Below are 21,194 nucleotides of genomic sequence, written 5' to 3'. Positions count from 1 at the left end.
TAAAAGCGACAAAATTTGTTTATAATGCAAATTTGTCACTTTTACTTTTTTGTTTAGATTAATTATTTTTTATTTCTAAAATCTCATGACCAGATTCAATTTTATCCGATTCCTTTGTAAGAAACTTTAAATCCTTAACTTTCTCTTGAACATTAGTAACTATTGTTAGAACCACGGTTCCATAACCTTTGCTCTTTATGTTATCTATATCCATTTCAGCCAATTGCCTACTTTTATCTACTTTCTCACCTTTTTCTACCATAATATTAAAAGGCTCACCATTTAACTCTACGGTATCTAGTCCCATGTGTACCAGCACTTCAAGTCCATCATCAGTTGTGATACCTAGTGCATGTTTAGTTTCAAAAATAGAACTTACGGTACCTGAAATTGGAGAATAAATTTTATTGTTATCAGGTATTACTCCATACCCTTCTCCCATTAATTTCTGAGAAAAAACTTCATCTTCAACATTTTCCAAAGATTGAAATTGACCGGAGGCTGGTGCAGTAAAAATTGTTTTCTTCTTTCCAAATCCAAATAGACCCATTAGAACTACCTCTCTTTAATTAATTTTATTGTTTTAATTGATTGTCATATCCATGTAAAATACATATGAGGTGACTATTTTGAAATATTCTAAATTTAAAAGTGTAAATAATTTAACTGATAATGAACAGCAAGTATTAGATTTTCTTATGGAAAATAATACGAAAGTTTTAAATTTGGGGGTTCGTGGCGTTGCAAAGGCAAATTTCACGTCAACTTCGACCGTGATGCGGTTGGCACAAAAGTTAGGTTATTCTGGTTTTGTGGAAATGCATTATAAAATAGCTGAATATTTAAATAAGTCCAAAGATAAGGTAGATCGTTCTGCAGAAGCCCAAGCCATTTTATCGGAAACCCCAAACTCAATTTTGGAAAACTTTGCACAAATTCTAAATAAGAAAGACGATAATTATATATATATTTATGCAACTGGTTTTTCAGCAACAGTTGCCGAATATATTTATAAAAAGCTGTTAATGCTCGGCAAGAAATGTCTCATCTCGACTGGTGGAGACTCCATAGGTGTTTTTGAAAATAACCTAAATAATATCTCAGCGCTTATTGTCATATCCAAATCTGGAGAAACACGGCAAGTAATAGATAAGATAAAAATGGCTTCTGATGAAAATATAGAAGTTGTTAGTATAACAGGTAACAATGACAATACCGTTAATTATCTATCTGATCTACCTATCGTATGTAAAGACGATTACCCATCTGATGATTATAATCAATTTTCTAATAATTTTTTCCCAAATGTTTTGTTTGTATTTGAAAGAATAATTAGAATTTACGAGCAGTTATAGTTAACCGTTGATTTCGTTTTGTATTTGTGTAATTTTATCGTATTCAACTTCTAGAACATTCCCTACTTGAACCCACAATGGATACAGTCTTCTATAAACTTCAAAGTTTTCCTTGTTAGGCTCATAGGTACTTACCTTATTATTTCCAGAGTCGTAAAAATTGTTTGAAACTATATTTACTGCATCCATTCCAATCAATACCGCACCTAAACAGGAACTTTCAAAATTATCAGGAACAATAATAGGCGTCTCAAACACATCACTCATGATATGTTTCCACAATTCTGATTTAGCAAAACCTCCAGCCGCCATAACTTTTTTAGCACTCCCAGAAAGACTTTCGACCATTAGTAATATTGAATAGAGGTTATATATGGTACCCTCCATTGCGGAACGTGCCATATGTGCATTTGTATGTGTTCTATTTAAGCCAATGAAAGAGCCTTTAGCGTTTGTATTCCATGTAGGGGCGCGCTCGCCGCTCAAATAGGGATAAAATAATACACCGTTTGAACCTGGAGAAACAGTATTGGCAATTCGGTTAATTTGTTTGCTATCAAATTGATTATTTGGAGTACTTAATACATTATTCTTTAACCACTGGAATATATTTCCACCATTATTTGTTGCACCGCCTATTACCCACTTATTTCGACTAAGATAATAGCAAAACAACTTACTATCTGGATCAATTATTGGTTTATTAACAACCTTGCGTATAGCTCCACTAGTTCCAACAGTTATTGCAATGTCTCCATCTTTGATTGCTCCTAACCCTAAGTTGGATAGTGGCCCATCTGCAGCACCAATTACGAACGAAGTATTTTTTGACACAAGCAATTTGTTTTTTACTTCATTTGTTAAATTTTTAAAAATTGTATTTGTATCTACAAGCTTGGGAAGCTGTTTTCTATTTATACCTAGCCGCTTTAAAATTTCATCATCCCAATCGAGTGTTGAAATATTCAACAAACCACTACCAGAAGCAATTGAATAGTCTACCGAATATTCACCGAAAAATTTAAAAAATAAATAACTTTTTATATCAACAAACCTTGCAGTAGCATCAAATAAAGCTGGGTTTGTTTTTTTTAACCAAATTAGTTTTGACCAAGGTGTCATTGCATGAATAGGAACCCCAGTTTTTTTATAAATATCAAATCCTTCTTTAGAATCTTTGAAATCTTCAATTGATTTAGCACTTCTATTATCTGCCCACGTATAAATTCTAGATAGTGGTTCATTATTTTTATCCATTAATAATAAACTGTGCATTGCCGAAGAAAAGGAAATAAATTTGATTGATTTAGGACTAATAGCGGCAGCCTGAATTACTTGATTTAATGTCGCCAAAACAGCGTTGAAGATATCTTTAGGGTCCTCTTCAGCCATATCGGGGATGTCTTGATATATTTTATAAACCTTCTGACTTTTTCCAACTAGATTTCCTTTAGCATCAAATATTTCACTTTTAGTACTTGTTGTTCCAATATCTACGCCAATAAAATAATCCATTTATAATCCCTTTCTTCAATCATTCAATTTTATCGATTGGATGACCACCAAATTCATTTCTTAAAGCTGCGACAACTTTTCCTGTAAATGTGTCGTCTTCCATTGATCTATATCGCATCATTAAGGATGTTGCTATTACAGGAGTTGGTACTTTTAATTCTAGAGCTTCGTCAACAGTCCATCTTCCTTCTCCAGAAGAGTGCATAATTCCTTTTATGTTCTCTAAATCGCTATCTTTTGAGAAAGCTGACTGAGCTAATTCCATCAACCAGCCTCTTATTACTGAACCATTACTCCAGACCCTTGCCACAGACTCATTATCGTAATCAAATTGGCTATGTTCTAAAATATCAAAACCTTCTGCGATTGCTTCCATCATTCCATACTCAATACCGTTATGAATCATTTTTAGATAATGGCCACTTCCAGCTTTGCCGGTATATAGATATCCATTCTTAGTAGAGATTTTTTCAAAAATTGGCTCAATTTTTGAAAATGCTTTTTTATTATCCCCACCAATCATGAAATTCCCACAGTTTCTGGCGCCATTTGTTCCTCCGGAAGTTCCAACATCAAAATAGATAATTCCTCTTTTCTTGAGCAATTCATTATGCCTGATGGAATCTTTATATGCAGAATTTCCGCCATCAATCAAAATATCATTTTCATGCATTAAATTACTTAATTTATTGACAGAATCGTCTGTAATTTTTCCTGCTGGAAGCATTACCCAAACAATACTTTCTTGATCCATTTCTTCAACTAAACTCTCTATTGAGTCAAATGTATGGATTCCTTTTTTTGACGCTTTTTCTCTAACGTCAGAATTAATGTCAAATCCTGCCACTTTATAACCATTGTCCAATATATTTTCCGCAAGATTTAATCCCATCTTGCCTAAGCCAACCATAGATATTTGCATGATATTCTCCTCAAATAATTTTGAAAATAAAAAGGTAAGATTTTCAACAAAATCCTACCTAATAAAATGAATGTTCTATACTGGTTCTTCTTCCCCAACTTCTGAAATCAAGCCATACTTTTTATCTGGTCTCTTCAACTCTGGCCAGAATTCTTTGTTGGCTTCAATTAAATCATCCAACAATTCTTTAGCAACTTGAGCACTTGGAACAGTTTTAGATAGAGATAAGGCTTGCCATAATTTTTGATAATCGTGTTCAATCCAGGCTTGTACAGCTAATTTTTCAACAGTTACTTGTTCGTACATCATCCCACGTTGGAATAATGGAATATTTCCTTGAGATAGCGGTTCTGGACCATCATTACCGACGATACATGGAACCTCGACCATAGCGTCATCATCAAAGTTTGCAATGGCACCATTGTTTTCAACAATCAATAACATTCTTTCGTGAGTGTTGTATGCAATTGCTCTTGCTAAGTCCACAATGAATGAAGCATGACTATCAATGTTAAATTCTCCTACTGATGAAGTTCCCGCATCAACAATACGTTTTGCTGCTGAGAAAACATTTTTCTCTCTTCCATCCATAACTTCGTTGGCTCTTGTATAGTTTGGATCTGATTCTTCGACAACATAATCAGGATATAGATAATATTTTAGATACGTATTTGGTAAGAATCGAGGGTCAACTGCTAATAAATCTTTAGCTTTTTTATGAGTAGCTTGCCAACTAGCATCCATGTGTTGTGTATCTACTTCAACCTTTGTTAAATATCCATGCTCCGCAACATAATCTCTAATTTCTGGTAAATATTCATGACCATCGTGGTCCTTAACGCTTGTCCACCAACCAAAGTGATTTAATCCGAAGTATTTAACCTCCAAATCATTTGGCGTTAATCCAACAATTTGTGACATTCTTCTTAGTGTTCCCACTGGCATATCACAAATATTTAAGATTCTTGAATCAGGTCTTAATTGACGGCATGCCTCAGCAACAATGGATGCCGGATTTGAATAATTCAACATCCAAGCATTTGGAGAATACGCCTCCATATAGTCGATCAATTCAATAATATCTCCAATACTTCTCATACCATAAGCAATTCCACCAGGGCCACATGTTTCTTGACCTACTACATGATGTTGTAGTGGAATCTTTTCATCAAGTTCACGCATGCGATACTTACCGGAACGAATATGTGCAAATACAAAGTCGACATTCTTAAAAGCTTCTTTAGGATCAATAGTATAAGAAAATTTAATTTCTGGAGCTTTTTCTTTCAACACAATATCTAAAGCTCTACCAAGTTTAGCTTGTCTTTCTTCATCATTATCGTAAAGTTTTAGTGAATCGATTGGAAATCTATCTAAATTGTCCAATAACATCATTACAATACCTGGTGTAAATGTACTTCCACCACCAGCAATTAAAATTGAGAATTTTTTCATTTTTCTTTTCCTCCACTTATTCTAATTCAGCATCCATATCCGAAATACCTAATTCAGCATCTACAGCTTTTCTGACAGCCGTTACTTGTAACCCATAAACTACCTGAACATTTTGTCCTTTTACTATCAGACCACTTGCTCCAGTCTCATTTTTAAGAACATCCTCTTTAACAACCGATGGATCTTTAAGAACCGTTCTAAGTCTTGTATAGCAATTTGTGACACTTTCAATGTTATCTTCACCACCAAGGGCACTAACAATCAGTGCGGCAGGTACTGCATTATTTCCTGTATTACCAACGTCCTTAACAGTTGCCTTTGATTTTTCTTTTTCTTTAAAATCTTTCTTCGAATAAAGTTTTACATCTTTAGCATCGTCTTCTCTACCTACTGTTTTCAGATTCAACAGTGTTATTAATGCTCTAAAAACAACATAATAAATGAAAAAGAATGCGATACCAACTAATATGTACATTGGCCAGTGGGTTTTCCCGACACCCAATGGAACGTTATACAATAAGAAGTCTAAGAAACCATTTGGTCCAATAGCACGAACGTTTAATATGTTTAAAACAACCATACTTAATCCAGCCAAACCTGCATGAACTACGAATAATAGCGGAGCCAAGAACATAAATGAAAATTCAATTGGTTCTGTAACACCTGCTAAAAATGATGTAACTACTGCAGGAATCAAGATAGCCTTAACTCTAGTTTTATTTTCTGGTTTTGCTGTATGGTACATTGCAAGACATGCACCAATCAAACCAAACATTTTTGAAATACCTCGTGCATCCCAAATTACTGATTTTGATAGTAAATGAATTGCTGGATCAGCCATTTCTGCATAATAGATATTTCTTGCACCTTCATAAATATGACCGGCAATTTGTTCTGTACCACCAAGGGATGTATATAAGAACGGTGTATAAACTAAATGGTGTAAACCTGTAGGTATCAATAATCTTTCTAATGAACCATATAGAAAAATTCCAAAATTACCTGTTTGTTTAATGAATCCACCCATACTTGAAATTCCAGTTTGAATAATTGGCCAAATATATGTTAATAAGATAGCTAAAAGTACTGTAACTGGAATGATTACGATAAATACGAATCTTGAACCACCATAAATCTGAAATGCGCTCTTGAATTCTGTATCAATAAAGCGGTTATGAACGATTCCAACTATTATTCCAAGAATAATTCCTAGAAAAACACCCATGTCTAATATTTGAACTCCAAGAACCATCGTTTGACCAGTTCCTTGAAGGTCTTTTGCAGAAATCAATGTTTTATTGAGTTCCATAAATTTATTCATTGCGTTAATAAAAACTAAGAAAGCTAATAGAGCTGTAAATCCTGCTTCAGCTTTCTTCTTCTTTGCCAAACCTACTGCAAGTCCAACACAGAAGATAACACCTAAGTTAGTCAGGATTGAAACTAAAGATCCTGAAAGAATTGTTCCAAATCCAGTTGTTATTGGATTATTTAAGAATGGAACAGCTTCTAATAGTTTTTGGTTTGTAAAAATGTTACCAATCGCAATTAAAATACCAGCGATAGGAAGAATAAGAACAGGAATAAACATTGCTTTAGAAAAGCGTTGAAGTCCGTTCATAACTTTTTCCTTCATTTCCGAAACATCTCCTTTGTTTGATTTAACAATTATAAGTATAAATGTAGTTTTCACCTTTAGAAAGCGTTTTCATCGATTTGATAACGTGTTACTCCCACTTAAAACGTGTTTCAAAACAAAAAAACAATAGTTTCCAATCTTGGAAACTATCGCATCTTATCAATTGTGGTTGATATTGTTATTATTTATTTTTGGTATAAAACAACTAACGGATCTCCATGTTTGATTTCCGTATTATTTTCTTTCTTTATAGCGCTCATTTTGTATTGATCCATATTAGTTATTACATTGATAACATCAGGTTCTTTACCAGCTTTCTTAATTGAATCAATATCCATTTCTGCAACTTTAGTCTTTTCAGTAATATGGTCACCTTCTTTTATTAGAATATTAAATGGTTTACCTTCCAACTCAACTGTATCAAGACCAAGATGAAGTAGTATTTCCGCTCCACAATTACTCTTTATGCCAATAGCATGTTTTGTAGGGAATATTGATTCAACAACACCCTCAACACTGGAATAAATGTTTCCATTTGTTGGTTTTATGGCAAAACCATCACCTAACATTTTCTTTGAAAATACTTCATCGTTTAATTGATCTAATCCAATGAACAGACCGTCAACAGGCGCAAAAAGCTGTGCTTCGGTAGCTGTGTATGAGGAGTAATTTTCTTCCTGTTGGTCGGATACTATTTTAGAAGGATTGAAATCCTCCCAACCTCCATTTTCAATTAAATTATCAACCTCTTCTCGAACATTTGTTACGTCTGGTCCAATGATAACTTGTACAGCATTTTTATTTCTTACAACGCCTTTAGCTCCGACAGCAATAAATTGATTATCGGTTGCCAACAATTCTGGATTACTTATTGTCAATCTGAGCCGTGTAAAACAATTGTTTACTGACTGTATGTTAGAAGCACCACCTAGCAGGTTAATATATGCACCTGCAGCAACTTCAAATGGATTTCTCTTTTCATTATCATTCTGAGAATGTGATTTTTTCTTTTTGTAGTCATCTTTTGTAAACATGTTAACCATTTCATCATCTGATCTACCAGGTGTTTTGAAATCAAATTTAAGTATTAAAAATCTAAAGACTACAAAATAGATTCCAATAAAAATGATACCAATCGCCCACTGTATTGCATATGTTTGCCAGTGGTTTGCCCACATAGGGATGTAATTTTTTGCTGCGATATCTATTAGTCCGGCGGACATATCACCAGTAACACCGAAGGCATACATTGTTGTAGCTAATGATGCTGCCAAGAATGCATGCACGAAGAATAATGCTGGAGCAATAAATAAGAACGTATAATCAAATGGTTCTGTAATGCCAGCAAACGCAGCGGTAAGAACACCAGGTACGATTAGGGCAAGTAATTTCTTTCTATTCTTTGGTATTGCAGTTGAGTAAAATGCTAACGCAATACCCGGAATGCCAAAGATGTTACTCATACCTTGCATAGCAAAGCCACCTTCTGGGAATAATTGAATTAGAGGCTTTGTTGATGCTGCAAATTGACTGATATGTTTTACCCAATATAATGTTGTGCCACCTTCAATTACAGCGGGGCCATATTGGAATGGAGCATAAATAAAGTGATGCAAACCTAATGGTAATAAAGCTTTCTCTAGGAAGATATACGTAAATACACCAAAATTACCTGATTTAACCATGAAATATTGCATTTGTAGAATTCCATGTTGTAGTACGGGCCATACCCAAACAAAAAGCGCAGCAACGGGAATCATCAGGAAAAATCCAATCATGGCAACAAATGCAGATCCTTGAAAGACACCAAGCCAATCAGGAAGTCTTACGTCAAAGTATCTATTGTGAAGCCATACAACAATTCCAGCAATTAGAATAGCTCCGATAACACCGGTATCTAATGTCTTAACACCAGCAATCATTTTCAAACCACTTGTTGCTGAATCCGAGTTAATATTAACTCCAACATTTTTTCCAAACATCTGTAAAATTTGATTTACAAAATAATTAAAAGTCATATATACTACAAATGCTTCTAAAGATGCTCTTTCTTTTGCCTTATTTGCTAACCCTAACGGTAAACCAATAACAAAAAGCACCTCCATATTGTTAAAAACAGTCCACCCACCGGAATCAATGATTTTCCAAATAGTATACCAGGCAGTCCCTTCTTTAGCTAAATCTCCCATAATAGCTGGATTGGTGAAAACTGCCGTCAGCCCTACAATTATTCCAGAAAATACAAAAAATACAACGGGTGTAAACATTGCGCCACCAAAGCGCTGAAACTTAGCCATCATATTCCTATACCTCCATTGAATTAATGCAGTTCTGGCCAATAATTTTTATTTGCGATTATCAAATCATCGAGTGCTAGTTTTGCTTTGTCAGCAGAAGGAACCGTTTGATTCAAAGTAAATGCTTGCAGTACCTTTTGGTATGATCCTTCAAAATATCCATCAACTAATAGCTTTTCTGCGGCATTTTGTGCTTCCATTAATCCCTTATGGAAGTCTGGAATATTATGACGCATTGAAATTGGTTCTGCACCCTTACGACCTACATAAGCTGGAATTTCGACAGCAGCATCATCCCTTAAATTAGGGATAGCTCCATGGTTTGGCAAAATCAACATGAATCTATCATGACTGTCATTCAAAATTGATGTAGCCATGTCAACAATATATTGACCATGCTCACCAAAATCAAAATCTAAAATATTTCCATCCTCATTATTTCTAATTTCGTTTGCCATATCTTTTGTATGCTTTAATCTTCCATCCATAACCATGTTTGCTCTTGTATAATTAGGATCCGTCTCTTCGACTACAATATCTGGGAAGAAATAGTATTCTAAGTAATTGTTAGGAAGATAATCTGGAAATAGGTTCAAAATTTTTGAGAGTTTATTCCATGCATCTTGCCATGACTGATCGCCTTTATTAAAGGATGCAATCTTCATCGGCTTTTTTTTCAACTTTTCAATTAACTCAGGCATAACATCGCGTTCTAATTCTTTATCATAAATTTCTGTATACCATCCAAAATGGTTTAGTCCATAATATTGACAGATCCAATTTTTTCGGTCGTACCCAAAATTACGTGCCATAGTTTCTTCAATAGAGATAGTCATATCACATGCATTTATCATTTTTGCTTTTGGATATGCTCTTCTAATTGATTCGGCAATTAAGGTCTCCGGATTTGTATAATTTAAAATCCATGCATCGGGAGCATATTCTTGTACAAACCCAACCACTCCTAATAAACCTTTAATAGATCTTAATCCATACGAGAATCCACCAACACCACAAGTTTCTTGACCAACCAATCCATATTTTAATGGTATTTTTTCATCTTTTTCGCGCATTTCCATTCCACCAACACGGATTTGAGAGAATACAAAATCACATCCTGTAAATGCCTCCTTTGGATTCAGGGTTGCGTTTAGTTCAATATCATCATGTCCAGTTGTTTTTAACATGTAATCGATAATTAATAACATGTCTTCATTTCTTTCTTCATCAATATCATACAAAGTTAGTTTAGTCATAGGGAATCGGTCTAAGTTATTTAAAACAGCTTGTGTTATTCCAGGAGTATATGTACTACCTCCTCCTGCAATTGTTACGTGTAAATTTTCTTTTTTCATAAAGAACCTCCCATAAATATGTTTTATTTTTATGATGGCTCCAGTATATAATGTATTTGATGAATTTAATTATATTTTAATGGAATCGGTTTCTTTTCAAGCGAATGATTCTTCTTTCAATTTCTGAAACATATTTCATATTAAAGGGGGTTCAGTTTATGAGAACTGAAGAACTTATAAATAAATATTCTGATCGATTGACTGAGAATGACATGGATGCGCTTTCCATCATTCTAAAAAACAAAAATATAATTGGAAGTTTAAATTCAAAAGAAATAAGCGATTTCGTTTATACTTCTCCTGCAGGGTTAACAAGACTGGCGAAAAAATTAAATTTTAATGGATTTACGGAATTTAAATATTTTTTAAAAAATGATGTTGAAAAATCAAAAGATATCGCTCCTAATCACATGGAAATCTTAGTAAATGATATGAACGACACTCTTAAATTAATGAAACAAACAAACCTTCGTCCTCTGGTTACCGCGATACATGATGCTAATAGAGTTTATGTGTATGGTACTGGATGGGGAGAAAAAAGAGCAGCGGAATTATTAGCAAGAAATTTTTTAGCGTATGATAAACCACTATTTCTAATTCCATCTTATACAGAACTGTTATGGGTATTAAACGATATAACGGAAAACGATCTTTTATTTATTATTTCCTTCAGTGGAGAAAATAAGAACCTTGTAAAAAGTTTAAAAAAAATAAGGCTTAAGAATGTACCCTACATTTCTATAACACCTCTTTCGAATAATACTCTATCATCGAGTGCTACGTATAATCTGTATTACAGCAATACAAATCTAAATATTTCTGATGTACCTGGAACAGAATATAACTATTTTTCTCCATTAGAATTAGTTGCAGATGCACTTTTTAGATATTATATGGATACGTATTCCAAATAAATTATGAAAGATGTTTCAAATTAGAGTTTTAATATTGATATAACCACACTATCACTTACAATATTTATATAGAATTCTTCGAAGGAGATGTATAAGAATGAATAAATTAGTAAGTAATGTAAAAAAAACACTAGTTTGGAATTCAAGTAAAATATATACAATAAATTATTTAGTTTTATTGTTCTCATCATTTGTATATGGAATTTATATACTCGTTCTCAAGCTTTCCAAGAATATTAATTTTGAAAGTCTCCTTAAATCCAATCCATACACTTCTATCATGTTTGTTGTTATTTTATTAAACCTTTTGGTAGGTTATATACTTTGGATGAATAGTAATATCAATAAACAACACTATGATAATAAAGTCTTTCTTTTGTTAGGAATATGTCAATTACTGATTGGAAATATTTTTTCTTTCATTACCTTTATATCAACGTTCTTTGTCTTAAAGAATAGTGAGGGGAAAATAATTAAAAAGAATTTAACAACACTTTTCTTATCTACTTTATTGTATTTAATATGCTTTATCTTACTATTAAGAATGGTTATAAAATAAAAAGACAACTACTTATAATTTATAATTCAGGACGTTGGCATTCCTAAGAAATTAATTTATAGGTAGTTGTTTTTTAATTATAAGTCTAAACATTTTTTGCATTTTCTATTTGATATAGTACCGTATCAAATACTTGATCATAAGAATCCATTAACCAAATAGATTCGGGTTTGGAAATAGATTCGAGACTTTTCAGTAAATTATCTTGGGTATCAATATTTTCTTTACTGTCGTTCTTTAATTTATTAATCAATTCACTAACTGGAAGAGATTTGTATAAAGGTGTCTCATCCGCTGATTATAAGATTAATCCCTTTTCCTCTAGTGGAGACAATAAATTGTACATCTTTTATCGTGGTATTCCGGAGGATTTACTTATTTTATATCCAGTAGATGCGTCCATCTGCAGAAGTGTGATATAAACTTTTGCCTCATTATTTGTAATACCAAAACTATTGAGTAATCTAATTTTCTTATCCATTTTTCCTCAAAAAGATAGTGGCTACCATCTGTGACTACTATATAGCCCATTATACATAGTATTTTGTGTTCTCAATCAATTGCCTTTAACCATATAAAAAGAACACTAGTTAAGTATTTTAATACTTAGCTTAGTGCCCTTAATTTTTTCGATTTTAAAGTTATTCAACATCTGATTTGTATGAATAGTCGACTTTACCCATGTATTGACGGAAATCTGTTTGATGTCCACGTTTTTCGCTCAATTCATCACGATACAATACACCCATTTCATAGAATACAAATGGATTGAAGTAATCAACTACGGTGTCTTTGATTTTATCCATTCCAAATTTATTTGCATCAATAACTTCAAGTTGCCCATGATACTTTTCAATGAAATCTCTAGATCTTTCATCCAGTACTCTTGTCTTTCCGGCATTAATACATTGAATAAACACTTTGTCATCTTGTAGAACTTCGAATGGACCATGGAAAAATTCTGCTGAATTAATGTATGCACAATCCATCCACTGCATTTCCATTAATGAACAGATTGCAAATCCATAGGCTTGAGAAGTCGAAGCACCTGATCCTAAAATGTATAGGAATGGTTGCTTTCTATATTTTTGAGCAAATTTAGCTGCACTATCTTTTTGGATATTCTTAGCATTTTCAATAATTGAATCAATTTGGTCGAAGCCATCTAACATATCATCATATTTAGCATAATCTTCTTCAGTTTGGTGTAGGAATTCGTTAACAATTCTGAATTCAATTCCCATTGGAACATCTTTATGACTTACTGACGTTCCCCAATCATAAACAATCAAATCATCGTATAGTGATGAGTCATCAATCTTTGAATTCTTGTCATTAGTGATTGCAATTACGAATGAACCATTCTTTTTTGCAACTTTGGCTGCCTCAATCGCTTCAGGAGTGTTTCCACTATGACTTAGAACGAAGGTAATACTATTTTCATTCCATCTTGGTGAATCGATTAGTACTAATTCTCTTGCAGGTTTACACATTGAATGTAACTTTTTACTTTCGCTTTCAATAAAGTAATGTACTGGGAATAAATCATTTAGTGATCCGCCACATGCTGCAAAAAAGACATCTGTAATATTCTTATTTCTACCTAAAATTTCTGAAACTAATTTTTTTTCATCAAACATTGTAAACTCTCCTTAGTATTTTTTATGCACTTAACAAATGGAAATATGAACAAATCACACCTACGACAAATGTACCTAAAATAATCCAACCGACACTTACACCTTTTTAAGTAGTTTGTACATAATATATGTTGCCAAAAGTGGTAACAAGCCAGGTACGATTTGATTAAAGACATCAGTTTGTAATGATAATTTTGCTCCACCTTTACCAAAAGAAATAGGCGTTTTCATTACGACATAACTAGATGTCATTGCACCAATAACAATCATCCCTAGTATTGACGAGTAATGTGATAGCTTGCCGATAATATCGCTAGAACTCAATTTATCGAAGAAGCTGACCCCCATCGTATAACCGTATTTCAACCCGTACCATCTAATTAAAGTAGTGGGGATGTTGTAAGCTAAGATAAATAATATGGGGCCTAATATATTACCTTTTAAAGCAAACGCTGCGGCAATACTTGTACAAATGATTCTCCAAGTAGACATCATCAGCGAATCGCCAATCGCTGATAAAGGCCCCATCAGACTGGCCTTTATACTACTAATGGTCGTTGGATCAAAATCGTCGTCTGTAGCATATTTTTCTTCCATAGAAGCTGTAATTCCCATAATGGACGAGGAACAGAAATTAGAAACATTGAAGAATTCAGTATTTCTTTTGAGTGATTCCTTAAGCTTTTCAGGTTTATCTTTAAAAATCTTTTCCAGTAAAGGAGTCATAGCATACGCATATCCAACTCCCAACTGCTTACTAAATTCCCAAGATGCTCCCATCGAAAATGTTCTCCAGAATGCTTTAACAAAATCTTTTTTCTTCAAATTGCTAGAAGTCATCATCTTCATCAGTTGACACCTCTTCTTTTTGATTATTTTTATTTTGTTCGTCACGGAAGTACATGATTGCAACAATTACTACACCAAAGAATGCAATACCAATAATTGGAATTTTTAAGTATGCTGCCATTAGAAAACCAACAAAGAAGAATGGGAAAACATCTTTCTTCATAATCATTTCTAGCAACATTGCGAAACCAAAGGCAGGTAATATACCACTGGCAATTACTAGTCCGTCTTGAACAAATTTTGGAATAAAGCTCATGATTGTTTTTGCAAAATAATTACCTAATACAAATGTTACTGTTACTAAAATAATAGATGGTCCAAAATGAAGTAGAGTTCCGCCCCAGAAAGCCCATCTACTAAATTTCTTGGTTTCACCTGTTCCCGCTATATCTTCACATTTATTTACAAATAATGGAGATATAAGAATATAAACAAGATTTTGAACGAATAATACCAACATCGAAACCGGTAGACCAAATGCGATAGCAGTAGAAAAACTACCATTAGTTCTAATTGCAATTGCTGTACCAATAATACTTGCTGAAACCATATCTTGTGGTGTTGAAAGTCCAATTTCTTGAACACCAATAAATGCTAGTTCCATTTGAGCACCAATGATAACACCAGCTTTAAGATCTCCTAGCGCTAATCCAGTTACCGCACACATGACAATTGGGCGATAGGTTTGGCCTCTACCAAATAAAAAGTATTCGGCATAACCAAAGATGGCAACTAAAAATATTAGAAAGGTCTGCATGATTATTTCCTCCTTTTATTTAGATATCTTTTTTCTTATCGGTAGGAACCTGCTGTGTATAGACTCTTATTCCATCTGAAACTAAATCATTTAACTCCTTTTTTTCATCCGGTGTAACAAATACAGCACTCGATAATGATTCCTTTCCTTCTTCAAACTTGGTGCCACCTAAATTAAGTTCTTTAATGGTGTCTACTCCTTTAACAAGCTTGTATGCATCATCGATGGTTTCAACAACAATAAAGAGATTGTATTTGTCAGTTACACCACTATTAATAGCCTTTATAGAATTTTCAATGTCTTTAATAACTAATTTGACACCACTTGGCTTACCCAATTTAATAATTGTCTTTTTTGTTTGATCAGATGCTGCCGCATCATTTGCAACCAATATGCAATTTGCTGATAAATGAGATGTCCAAGAAAATGCAACCTGTCCATGTAGTAATCTGTGATCAACTCTAGTTAATACGATCATTGTTTTTCCCTCCTCAAATTAAAAATCTTCTTCCTTATTAATTTTCTTAATACTTTCATTACAAAATTGAATTGATTTTTTTGAATTATCTAAAACTTGTTTTATCAGTGATTCTAAATCACTGGTTCCTGTGATTTGTGTCATAAGTTCTAAAAGAAATGGAAGATTCAAACCAGAAACTAGATAAAAATTAGGTTCTTTTATGTATTTTAGAAATTCATTATTAACACTCCCACCAAATATATCTGTAATTACCAGTAGTCTATTATTACTATTTTCATCTATCACTTTCTTTACATTTTTTTGTAAATCATATTTTGGATCGATATAACAATCCATTGCGGTTACAGAATCGGTACTCCCATAGAGCAATTTCAAAGAGCTTAAGATGCCAGAAGCAAATTTGCCATGAGATGCCAATATAATTCTTGTTTCCATATTTGATCATCTCCCCTTTACACTTTTATATAAGCAAACGGCGTGCCAATTTAATGGCACGCCGTTAATTTTTTAAAAATCTTCATCTTTTGTTGAATTGTCGGTCTTTCTAAAAATCAAATCATAAACATATGCAACTTCGGGTTTTGGAACTTTGACACTATAATCGCTTTCTATGACACTAAACGCTAATTTTATTTTATTTAGCTTATCTTTTTGACACTTTTCTAATTCTGAATAGCCCTCGTAATGTTTTATAGGAGAATTTCTAACTAGTCTTTCTATTAGGCAACTAACATGTATATATATTGCTAACTTTTTAGCATTGGTTAGATGATAATCTCCTATTTCTTGTACTCTTTTAAGAAAAACGTCGACTTCTTTAACTACTTTATCTGTATCTAAGATGGTAACAACATTCATGACTTTTTCCAAAGAAAAATTGCGAATAATGTTATCGTTAAATTCAATCAAATCTTTTTGATTAAAGTAATTCGAAACCCATGAACATAGCGTATTTATTCCTTCCCCAGATATTAGGTTCTCTAAAGAAATGTATGGCAACTTTTCCATTTTGGGATTGTCGGTTCCAATGATTCCTAGGCAATCATACATTGAAGACAAGGTCTTAACTTGTCCCTTGTCTTTTAGAGCAGCAAAATCATAAGGTAGTACCTTTAATGAGATTGAACTGGGTAAACTCCTTTCTATGAGAGAAGATATTTTAGTAGCAGTACCAATTCCCGTTAGACATGTAGTTATAATCACTTTATCTTTATGTACATCTGGATAAATAATTTTATAATCCATTTTTGTTTGCTTAAGCGATTGTTCAACTTGCTTTTTTAAGGATAACTTTTTTTGAATTTGTTCTCCAACCGCTATAGCTAGTGGTGTTGTTACATTATTCATTATTACTATTGGCGCTTTTATTTGGCTTGGAAAATATTGGTAAATATCTTTTAATGAACCCATGTCTGCCAAGATAATTAAGCCATTTGAAATATCATTCTTTTTACTGTAATCGAGTATTTCATCTGCTATTTCTCTTGGAGAAATATTTATTGGCATGTCAAATGATTCAAATAGATCCTTTTTAAGGAAAGTATTTACTACATCGGCGATACTGCTGGCGGTTGCATATCCATGAGCAACAATTATTGCTTTAGGAATTCCTGCTTTTTTGTTCCATTCATTTTTGGATAAATGAAGTGTCAATATTATTATGTCCATTGGTTGGATATCTATATCCATTTTTGGCTTACATAATTGTAAAATTCTTTTTACATAATTGAAACTATTTGGAAAGGAATCTTTGACTTGCTCTTCCAAATTAATGATTATTTTTTTGAGTTCAACATCTTCTACTGTCCAATTACAATTGATTCTCTGGAATATGTAATAACTTATTGCATATACACTATTACCATTAAAATGTATCTGGTAGGAAGATTCCATCTGATTTAAGATGTTTCTTGTGTATTTGGTTAAATACGTCAATGGTTCATGGTTTTCCTTGAAGTCGGTTTCAAACATTAGAAATTCAAAAAGTGTTTCAACTTCCTCCTTGATTTCAGTGATTGTATTTTCTAATGATTGATCATTTCTTTGAAATATTCGTATTATTCTTTCGTAGGATTTGATAATTCTTTCCTGTTGAGGCCTTTGTTCAATTAATAAGTCTTCTAATTTAGTATCGTTAGTCAAATGAATTGAATCTTGTTTGGATAGCTCACTCGTATTATCAGCATCCATTAAAACCTTTTTTGGTAATGAATAAATACTGATATTGATTGTTTCGTCTTTTATCTGTTTAGAGATTGCTCTAGCAGTAGTTACTTTGATGTTGCTTTTTAATTCACCAATGTTTCCCTTATAAGACTGATTCAATAATAAATTGAGAGCTTGACCAGTCACAGTGATTTCTTTCTTTATTTTCCTTTGTTCGTTTAAGAAAAATGAATATATAAGTTCAAGCCTTTCATCTCTACTACGATCGTTAAGGGAGGGAAGACTGATTTGTATTGGAATTCTTCTAACGAAGGTTGTTAAGAAATCGCTACTCAAACTTTCTGTTGTAGCAAAAAATAATCTTACTTTTAATTTTATAGGGTTATTAGTGTCTCCAACTCTATAGATAATACCCTGATCTAGGAAAGTAAATAATTTTTCTTGTCCCTCGGAATTCAAACGATGTACTTCATCTAAGAATAGTATTCCTCTATCTGCACTTTCGAATGCACCTTTTTTATCTTCTGTTGCTCCAGTGAATGCTCCTTTTACATACCCAAACAGATTACTAGTAAGGAGTTCAGGATTATTAGCATATTGTGCGCAGTTCACGGTAATAAATGGTGCATCATCATCGATTAATCCATTATTTAAACAGTATTGGTAAATTAAATGGACCATATAGGTCTTCCCAGTACCGCTTTCTCCTGTAAATATTACAGGTAATCCATTATCTGGATAGTATAAGGCCGACTCCACTTGATCGATAACTGGCTTTAAACTCTTGTCGTGCCCAATTAACATAGAAAAAAGATTGTTTTTATTGAGAACCATTGGTTTTTCATTTTTTAAAGAATCTACAGACTTATAAGCAGTTTTATCTAATGTAAAATTTTGTGACTCAAATACCTTCTTATCAAAGTAATAAACGGGACGTGATTCAATTTTTATTAAAATTCCACTTTTGTTTAATTCGTTTAAATAATGACTTGCGGTATTTCTTTTTATACTGAATTTTTTGGCTATATCATTTGCCGTAAATATACTGCTAATATCATCTAAATTAATAAAAGATGTTTCATTTTCTAAGTATTCTAATATATCATTTTGCATTTGTTGATCCCCCAGAACTGAAAAATTGGTTCTTATATTTATATGTTAATGTCATATTCAATTATTGGCAAAGTTTTATTTATAAGTTAATAAATATATGCTTTTTCATATACTCTTCATAGTCTCAATATTTTCATTAATAAAAAATAAGCTAACCTCTTGGTCAGCTTAATAAGGATTTTATATTTCGTTTGTTGTTACAGTCCATTGAATTCATCTGATTCATTAGTAAATTATAATTATTGACTATTTAAAATCATGAATTATAGGATTCAGATGATTGAAAGAATATTCTAATCCTTTTTCTACTTCCTCATTATTTGCGGCAAAGCGTCTATCTTCATGTTCAATACTGAAGCAATCATCAAAACCAATTTCTCTCATTACATTATAAAATTGTGACCAATTAATATCTCCTAGTCCAGGAATTACTGGTGTCCAAAAACCTAAGTCTTCCGGATGCTCACGATTTAGCTTTTTGCCGAAAATCCCATAATATTTAAACTTATCCTCATCGACAATCATATCCTTTGCATCAATATGAAAAATTCTATCCTTGTAATCACGCAAAGCTTGTAAATAGTCAATATGTAACCAATCTAAATGAGATGGGTCAAAATTCAGTCCAATACTTTTACTTGGAATTCTTCTAAACATCTCATCCCATAATTCTGGTGAGTATGAAATTGTACCAGGCAATCCATCTTCTTGCCAACCTGGCATTGGACAATTTTCAATCATTAGCTTTACGTTATTGTCTTCTGCTAATTGAACAAAATATGTAAACACTTTTTCATATTCGTCAAAATTCTCTGACAATGATTTTGTTTGATCTTTTCCCACAAAACATCCTACTAAAGGTGTTCCTAATCTTCCAGCGGCTTTAATAACTGCTTCCAAATGATCTGAATAGGATTTTCTGATATCGTCATCTGGATCAAGCATATTATCATAATAGGCTAAACTGGAAAATACGATGTCATATTTTTTCTGTAGTTCTTTAATGCCGTTCACATCATCGTCAGTTAGATTCTCAACGTCAATATCGCTTCCAGAAAAATCACGTGTATTTTGTCTAGGCCAACAGGAAACGTCTAGTGCTGTAAAACCAACATCGTGAGCATACTTCATTTTCTCCTCAAGAGTCATATTTTGTAAACAACCTGTTAAAAATCCAAACTTCATAATAAAATCCTTCCTTTCGATACAATTAATTAAATGATTTGTGCAAAGAAACTTAAGTTACTCATTACAACAGCACCTAATACTGCAATCAACGTACCTGCCGTAATTAATTTCATTTGGTGACTCGTTTTTGTTTCATGAAGAATGAATATTCCACCAAATGCTCCAACGATAAACCCTAATGAGCTTAATGTTGATGAAACAGCTTGTCCAAGATTAGGATTAGCGATGGAAATAAACATTGCAACATTACCAATTGCCCAGATGAAACCGGTAATACTGTTTTTCCAAGTCGATAAATTAAACATATTTTTTGTTTCATGAGTAATTAAGTACACGAATAAAAATCCACCGATTACCATACCAATTGATTGTGGAAAAATAATAGAAATCATGTACTGCACACCATGGTCTGCATTGATAATCGCATCTGATACGTGTAGCCAACGTTGTAGTAGTTTAGGTGCGATGAAATATCCCATAAACCCTAATGTAGAAAAGGTTAGAGGAACGTAGCCACTCAAAGATTTTTTCTTTTTGTCATCTTCACCTTTTTTATCCTTATCCTCAGTTTGAATCCAGACGGCCCCGATAACAATTAGAATAATTCCAATTATTCCTGTAATCCAAGTTTGAGCATCTTGCCATTCTCCAAGAATCGATGCTCCTAAAAGCGCGTTACCAACAATTTGACTAGTCATTGATAAAGGAACTGCTCTTGAAACTCCCATTGACTTAATAGCTACAAATTGGAATCCTTGTCCTACTGTCCATAAAATACCTGAAATAAGTCCAATTAAAATAATTTTGCTATTCATTACATAGTTGTGTGGTAAAACCCACATGAAGTATGTAAGAATACCGAAAATCAAACCACCAAATGTTAAGCCCAAAGTTTGTTGGGATGAATTACCACCAAATTTTGTAGAGAATAGGCCGATGGACCCCCAACATAACGAAGGTACTAATGCTAAAAGAATTGCCATAGTTTT

Annotated in this window: 19 protein-coding genes; 3 read left to right on the top strand and 16 right to left on the bottom strand. The window is 32.9% G+C overall.

Annotated features, from left to right (window positions below; all coding sequences use genetic code 11):
- Positions 1–58: 58 nt before the first annotated feature.
- Positions 59–550 carry a PTS sugar transporter subunit IIA gene (locus tag LF20184_RS06205; protein WP_056945208.1) on the bottom strand — a complete coding sequence of 164 codons (492 nt, stop codon included), beginning with the start codon at positions 548–550 and terminating at the stop codon, positions 59–61.
- 79 nt (positions 551–629) lie between these two features.
- Between LF20184_RS06205 and LF20184_RS06200 the strand changes: the two genes are divergently transcribed.
- Entirely contained in the window at positions 630–1,355 is a 726-nt protein-coding gene (locus tag LF20184_RS06200; protein ID WP_010019635.1) for a MurR/RpiR family transcriptional regulator, read from the top strand.
- Here the strand turns inward: LF20184_RS06200 and LF20184_RS06195 are convergent, their stop codons facing one another.
- From LF20184_RS06195 to LF20184_RS06170, 6 genes are all read right to left on the bottom strand, one after another.
- Positions 1,356–2,870: a gluconokinase gene (locus LF20184_RS06195; RefSeq protein WP_056945207.1), complete on the bottom strand. Its 1,515-nt coding sequence runs from the start codon at positions 2,868–2,870 to the stop codon at positions 1,356–1,358.
- Between the two features lie 19 nt (positions 2,871–2,889).
- Positions 2,890–3,792, bottom strand: coding sequence for a phosphogluconate dehydrogenase (NAD(+)-dependent, decarboxylating) (gene gnd, locus LF20184_RS06190; protein WP_010019629.1), 903 nt, complete (start codon positions 3,790–3,792; stop codon positions 2,890–2,892).
- A 75-nt stretch (positions 3,793–3,867) separates the two neighbouring features.
- A complete protein-coding gene (locus tag LF20184_RS06185) occupies positions 3,868–5,247 on the bottom strand; it encodes a 6-phospho-alpha-glucosidase (protein ID WP_056945206.1) in 1,380 nt (459 codons plus the stop codon).
- A gap of 16 nt (positions 5,248–5,263) precedes the next feature.
- Positions 5,264–6,883: a PTS transporter subunit EIIC gene (locus LF20184_RS06180; protein ID WP_056945205.1), complete on the bottom strand. Its 1,620-nt coding sequence runs from the start codon at positions 6,881–6,883 to the stop codon at positions 5,264–5,266.
- A 188-nt stretch (positions 6,884–7,071) separates the two neighbouring features.
- Positions 7,072–9,186 (bottom strand): alpha-glucoside-specific PTS transporter subunit IIBC, encoded by a 2,115-nt coding sequence (locus tag LF20184_RS06175; RefSeq protein WP_010019626.1) that lies wholly within the window; start codon positions 9,184–9,186, stop codon positions 7,072–7,074.
- Positions 9,187–9,206: 20 nt separating this feature from the next.
- Entirely contained in the window at positions 9,207–10,538 is a 1,332-nt protein-coding gene (locus LF20184_RS06170) for a family 4 glycosyl hydrolase (RefSeq protein WP_010019625.1), read from the bottom strand.
- Between the two features lie 158 nt (positions 10,539–10,696).
- Between LF20184_RS06170 and LF20184_RS06165 the strand changes: the two genes are divergently transcribed.
- The gene (locus LF20184_RS06165) at positions 10,697–11,452 is read left to right on the top strand and encodes a MurR/RpiR family transcriptional regulator (protein WP_010019624.1); all 756 of its coding nucleotides are present in this window, start codon (positions 10,697–10,699) and stop codon (positions 11,450–11,452) included.
- Positions 11,453–11,549: 97 nt separating this feature from the next.
- Positions 11,550–12,011, top strand: a complete 462-nt coding sequence (locus tag LF20184_RS06160) for a hypothetical protein (RefSeq protein ID WP_010019623.1) — start codon at positions 11,550–11,552, stop codon at positions 12,009–12,011.
- 349 nt (positions 12,012–12,360) lie between these two features.
- Here LF20184_RS06160 and LF20184_RS13145 read toward each other — a convergent pair whose 3' ends face one another.
- The 9 genes from LF20184_RS13145 to LF20184_RS06115 all read right to left on the bottom strand — a co-directional run bounded on the left by LF20184_RS13145 (position 12,361) and on the right by LF20184_RS06115 (position 21,188).
- A complete protein-coding gene (locus tag LF20184_RS13145) occupies positions 12,361–12,492 on the bottom strand; it encodes a helix-turn-helix domain-containing protein (protein ID WP_081454100.1) in 132 nt (43 codons plus the stop codon).
- Positions 12,493–12,652: 160 nt separating this feature from the next.
- The gene (locus tag LF20184_RS06150) at positions 12,653–13,651 is read right to left on the bottom strand and encodes an SIS domain-containing protein (RefSeq protein WP_056945204.1); all 999 of its coding nucleotides are present in this window, start codon (positions 13,649–13,651) and stop codon (positions 12,653–12,655) included.
- Positions 13,652–13,747: 96 nt separating this feature from the next.
- Positions 13,748–14,500 carry a PTS system mannose/fructose/sorbose family transporter subunit IID gene (locus tag LF20184_RS06145; RefSeq protein ID WP_010019618.1) on the bottom strand — a complete coding sequence of 251 codons (753 nt, stop codon included), beginning with the start codon at positions 14,498–14,500 and terminating at the stop codon, positions 13,748–13,750.
- On the bottom strand, positions 14,481–15,257 hold the full coding sequence (locus LF20184_RS06140; protein WP_010019616.1) for a PTS mannose/fructose/sorbose/N-acetylgalactosamine transporter subunit IIC: 777 nt from the start codon (positions 15,255–15,257) through the stop codon (positions 14,481–14,483). Before LF20184_RS06140 ends, LF20184_RS06145 begins: the two co-directional genes overlap by 20 nt.
- A 19-nt stretch (positions 15,258–15,276) precedes the next feature.
- Positions 15,277–15,735 carry a PTS sugar transporter subunit IIB gene (locus LF20184_RS06135; protein WP_010019615.1) on the bottom strand — a complete coding sequence of 153 codons (459 nt, stop codon included), beginning with the start codon at positions 15,733–15,735 and terminating at the stop codon, positions 15,277–15,279.
- An 18-nt stretch (positions 15,736–15,753) separates the two neighbouring features.
- On the bottom strand, positions 15,754–16,173 hold the full coding sequence (locus LF20184_RS06130; RefSeq protein ID WP_010019614.1) for a PTS sugar transporter subunit IIA: 420 nt from the start codon (positions 16,171–16,173) through the stop codon (positions 15,754–15,756).
- 72 nt (positions 16,174–16,245) lie between these two features.
- Positions 16,246–19,017, bottom strand: a complete 2,772-nt coding sequence (locus tag LF20184_RS06125) for a sigma-54-dependent transcriptional regulator (protein ID WP_010019611.1) — start codon at positions 19,015–19,017, stop codon at positions 16,246–16,248.
- A gap of 246 nt (positions 19,018–19,263) precedes the next feature.
- A complete protein-coding gene (locus tag LF20184_RS06120) occupies positions 19,264–20,202 on the bottom strand; it encodes a sugar phosphate isomerase/epimerase family protein (protein ID WP_010019610.1) in 939 nt (312 codons plus the stop codon).
- Positions 20,203–20,231: 29 nt separating this feature from the next.
- Entirely contained in the window at positions 20,232–21,188 is a 957-nt protein-coding gene (locus LF20184_RS06115) for a GRP family sugar transporter (RefSeq protein WP_010019609.1), read from the bottom strand.
- Positions 21,189–21,194 lie beyond the last annotated feature (6 nt).

The organism is Companilactobacillus farciminis KCTC 3681 = DSM 20184 (assembly GCF_002706745.1).
Lineage (GTDB): Bacteria > Bacillota > Bacilli > Lactobacillales > Lactobacillaceae > Companilactobacillus > Companilactobacillus farciminis.
The sequence above is the reverse complement of the archived record's forward strand: the minus strand, read 5'-3'. Positions and strand labels throughout refer to the sequence as shown.

Bases quoted from the DNA above. Each gene is read 5' to 3' on its own strand.
- LF20184_RS06185 (WP_056945206.1), bottom strand. From the start codon at position 5,247: ATGAAAAAATTCTCAATTTTAATTGCTGGTGGTGGAAGTACATTTACA.
- LF20184_RS06180 (WP_056945205.1), bottom strand. From the start codon at position 6,883: ATGAAGGAAAAAGTTATGAACGGACTTCAACGCTTTTCTAAAGCAATG.
- LF20184_RS06150 (WP_056945204.1), bottom strand. From the start codon at position 13,651: ATGTTTGATGAAAAAAAATTAGTTTCAGAAATTTTAGGTAGAAATAAG.
- gnd (WP_010019629.1), bottom strand. From the start codon at position 3,792: ATGCAAATATCTATGGTTGGCTTAGGCAAGATGGGATTAAATCTTGCG.
- LF20184_RS06175 (WP_010019626.1), bottom strand. From the start codon at position 9,186: ATGATGGCTAAGTTTCAGCGCTTTGGTGGCGCAATGTTTACACCCGTT.
- LF20184_RS06125 (WP_010019611.1), bottom strand. From the start codon at position 19,017: ATGCAAAATGATATATTAGAATACTTAGAAAATGAAACATCTTTTATT.
- LF20184_RS06205 (WP_056945208.1), bottom strand. From the start codon at position 550: ATGGGTCTATTTGGATTTGGAAAGAAGAAAACAATTTTTACTGCACCA.
- LF20184_RS13145 (WP_081454100.1), bottom strand. From the start codon at position 12,492: ATGGATAAGAAAATTAGATTACTCAATAGTTTTGGTATTACAAATAAT.
- LF20184_RS06145 (WP_010019618.1), bottom strand. From the start codon at position 14,500: ATGAAGATGATGACTTCTAGCAATTTGAAGAAAAAAGATTTTGTTAAA.
- LF20184_RS06170 (WP_010019625.1), bottom strand. From the start codon at position 10,538: ATGAAAAAAGAAAATTTACACGTAACAATTGCAGGAGGAGGTAGTACA.
- LF20184_RS06135 (WP_010019615.1), bottom strand. From the start codon at position 15,735: ATGATCGTATTAACTAGAGTTGATCACAGATTACTACATGGACAGGTT.
- LF20184_RS06130 (WP_010019614.1), bottom strand. From the start codon at position 16,173: ATGGAAACAAGAATTATATTGGCATCTCATGGCAAATTTGCTTCTGGC.
- LF20184_RS06140 (WP_010019616.1), bottom strand. From the start codon at position 15,257: ATGCAGACCTTTCTAATATTTTTAGTTGCCATCTTTGGTTATGCCGAA.
- LF20184_RS06195 (WP_056945207.1), bottom strand. From the start codon at position 2,870: ATGGATTATTTTATTGGCGTAGATATTGGAACAACAAGTACTAAAAGT.
- LF20184_RS06160 (WP_010019623.1), top strand. From the start codon at position 11,550: ATGAATAAATTAGTAAGTAATGTAAAAAAAACACTAGTTTGGAATTCA.
- LF20184_RS06115 (WP_010019609.1), bottom strand. From the start codon at position 21,188: ATGGCAATTCTTTTAGCATTAGTACCTTCGTTATGTTGGGGGTCCATC.
- LF20184_RS06120 (WP_010019610.1), bottom strand. From the start codon at position 20,202: ATGAAGTTTGGATTTTTAACAGGTTGTTTACAAAATATGACTCTTGAG.
- LF20184_RS06165 (WP_010019624.1), top strand. From the start codon at position 10,697: ATGAGAACTGAAGAACTTATAAATAAATATTCTGATCGATTGACTGAG.